Annotated in this window: 4 protein-coding genes; all 4 read left to right on the top strand. The window is 65.8% G+C overall.

What is annotated here, in order from left to right; all coding sequences use genetic code 11:
• A partial coding sequence (locus ACFP9U_RS24705; RefSeq protein WP_378625494.1) for a DnaJ C-terminal domain-containing protein occupies positions 1 to 612 on the top strand: 612 nt, incomplete at its 5' end.
• A 164-nt stretch (positions 613 to 776) separates the two neighbouring features.
• Complete coding sequence (pmtA, locus tag ACFP9U_RS24700) at positions 777 to 1,385, top strand: phospholipid N-methyltransferase PmtA (RefSeq protein ID WP_378625492.1); 609 nt, start codon at positions 777 to 779, stop codon at positions 1,383 to 1,385.
• Between the two features lie 55 nt (positions 1,386 to 1,440).
• A complete protein-coding gene (locus tag ACFP9U_RS24695; protein ID WP_378625490.1) occupies positions 1,441 to 2,034 on the top strand; it encodes an NADPH-dependent FMN reductase in 594 nt (197 codons plus the stop codon).
• A gap of 5 nt (positions 2,035 to 2,039) precedes the next feature.
• On the top strand, positions 2,040 to 2,514 hold a 475-nt coding region (gene pyrF, locus ACFP9U_RS24690), incomplete at its 3' end, for an orotidine-5'-phosphate decarboxylase (RefSeq protein ID WP_378625489.1).

Here is a 2,514-nt window from a genome sequence, read left to right as displayed (position 1 = left end):
CGCGCCGCCCAAGGCTTCTTCTCCATCGAGCGCACCTGTCCGCAATGCCACGGCCGCGGCGAGATCATCCAGGACCCGTGCCCGAGCTGCGCCGGCCAGGGCCGCGTGATGCAGGAGCGCTCGCTTTCGGTCAATATCCCCTCCGGCATCGAGGACGGCACCCGTATCCGGCTGGCGGGCGAGGGCGAGGCGGGCCTGCGCGGCGGGCCGGCGGGCGACCTCTACATCTTCCTTTCGGTGAAGCCGCACGAGTTCTTCCAGCGCGACGGCGCGGATCTTTATTGCAAGGTTCCCATTTCGATGACTACCGCCGCGCTCGGCGGCGCCTTCGAGGTGGCCACGCTCGACGGCACCCAGACGCGCGTGAAGGTTCCCGAAGGCACGCAGAACGGGCGCCAGTTCCGCCTGCGCGGCAAGGGCATGCCGGTCCTGCGGCAGCCCCAGACGGGTGATCTGTATATCCAGGTCGCCGTCGAGACGCCGCAGAACCTGACGAGGAAGCAGCGTGAATTGCTGGAAGAGTTCGAGAAGATCTCCTCGGGCGACAACAGCCCGCAGTCGACCGGCTTCTTTGCCCGCATGAAGGACTTTTTCGAGTCGCTCAGCGACTGAGATGGACTTTCGGGCGGTGGAACATCGTTTGAACCGCGCCGTTTCGCGCGGTAAGGAAGGTCGTGACCTTTGGCGGGCCGGTGTATGCTGATACGCCGCCTGAGGGCGGCAAGGGAGGACGAGCGAAGTGTCGTCGTTCCGCGCCACGAGGAAGTGAGTGAGGAATGGGAAAAGGTTTGGACGTACGCAAGGCCATAGCCGCCCGGTTCGGCGATGAGCTGCGTTTCTTTCGCGGCTGGATGGACAAGCCGAAGGCCGTCGGCGCCATCGCCCCCACCAGCTCGGTGACCGCACGGCGCATGGCATCGGTCGTGCGTCCCGAAACCGGCGACCTGGTGCTGGAACTGGGGCCGGGCACGGGTGTCATCACCCGCGCTATTCTTGCCCGCGGCGTAAAGCCGGAAAACCTCGTGTCTATCGAATATTCGAGCGAGTTCGTCGAATGCCTAAGGCGCGACCTGCCGGGTGTCAACGTCGTCCACGGCAGTGCCTTCGAACTCGACAAGGTGCTCGCGCCCTGGAAGGGACACACCTTCGACTGCGTCGTGTCCGCCATCCCCCTGCTCAATTTCCCGATGCCGCAACGCATAGACCTCGTCGAGCGGCTGCTCGATCTGCTGCCGGCCGGCCGGCCCATCATGCAGATCACCTACGGCGCGCTGTCGCCGCTTCCGTCCGGGCGCGGCAGCTACTCGGTCGAGCGCTTCGACTTCGTGATGCGAAACATCCCACCGGCACACCTTTGGATCTACCGCCGCGCCACGCACGCCTGAATCGGGTTATGAAGCGCCGATGGCCTACAGGGCGGGAACGCAAACGGAGACCCGAATGACGCCGCGAATCCTGGTTTTTCCCGGCTCTACGCGCACCGGCGCCTTCAGCGGCAAGACGGCCGACGCGGCGGTAAAGGAGTTGGCGCTGCAAGGCGCGGAGGTCACGCGCATCTCCCTCGACGACTACCCCCTGCCCATCCTCAACCAGGACCTGGAGCGTGAAAAAGGTGTGCCGGAGAACGCCCTGAAGCTGGCTTACATGCTCGGCGCGCATGACGGCGCGCTGATCGCCAGCCCTGAGTACAACGCCTCCGTTCCGCCGCTCCTGAAAAACACGATCGACTGGATCAGCCGCGTCAATGCGGACAGCGACGGCCGCCCTTTCCGCGCCTTCAGCGGCAAGCCGGTGGCGCTCTGCTCCTCATCGGGAGGGATCTTTGCCGGCGTGCGCGCGCTGAACCACCTGCGTGCCGTCCTCGTGCACTGCCAGGCCGAGGTCATCACGCCGCAATGCTCGGTGCCGCGGGCAAGGGAAGCATTCGACGACAACGGCGATCTGCTGGAAGAGCGGCTGCAGAAGGCGATGACAAAGGTCTGCCGCACGCTGATCGAGCGGGCGCGCATGCTGTCGACCCGTTTGGAGGCATAAACGACATGAGCGAAGACATGCGCGAGCGGCTGATCGTCGGCCTTGATCTGCCAAGCCTCGCCGAGGCGGAAAGCGCGGTGGCGGAGCTCGGCGACGCGGTGAGCTTCTACAAGATCGGTTATCAGCTCGCCTTTGCCGGCGGGCTGGATTTCGCCGCCACGCTGGTGCGGTCGGGCAAACGTGTCTTCCTGGACATGAAGCTTCTGGACATCGACAATACGGTGGCCAGGGGCGTGGAGAACGTCGCCCGCATGGGCGTCACCATGCTGACCCTCCATGCCTATCCGAAAGCGATGCGCGCGGCCGTCGCCGCGGCGGAAGGCTCCGGTCTCTGCCTCCTTGGCGTATCGGTGCTCACCTCGATGGACGAGGCGGACCTGCGGGAGGCGGGCTATGTGGACGATCCCCAGACGCTTGTCCTGCGCCGCGCCCGCCAGGCGCTCGATGCCGGCCTGGGCGGCGTCGTCTGCTCGGCGGCCG

The organism is Nitratireductor sp. GCM10026969, assembly GCF_042660605.1.
Classification (GTDB): domain Bacteria; phylum Pseudomonadota; class Alphaproteobacteria; order Rhizobiales; family Rhizobiaceae; genus Chelativorans.
The sequence above is the reverse complement of the archived record's forward strand: the minus strand, read 5'-3'. Positions and strand labels throughout refer to the sequence as shown.

Bases quoted from the DNA above. Each gene is read 5' to 3' on its own strand.
- ACFP9U_RS24695 (WP_378625490.1), top strand. From the start codon at position 1,441: ATGACGCCGCGAATCCTGGTTTTTCCCGGCTCTACGCGCACCGGCGCC.
- pmtA (WP_378625492.1), top strand. From the start codon at position 777: ATGGGAAAAGGTTTGGACGTACGCAAGGCCATAGCCGCCCGGTTCGGC.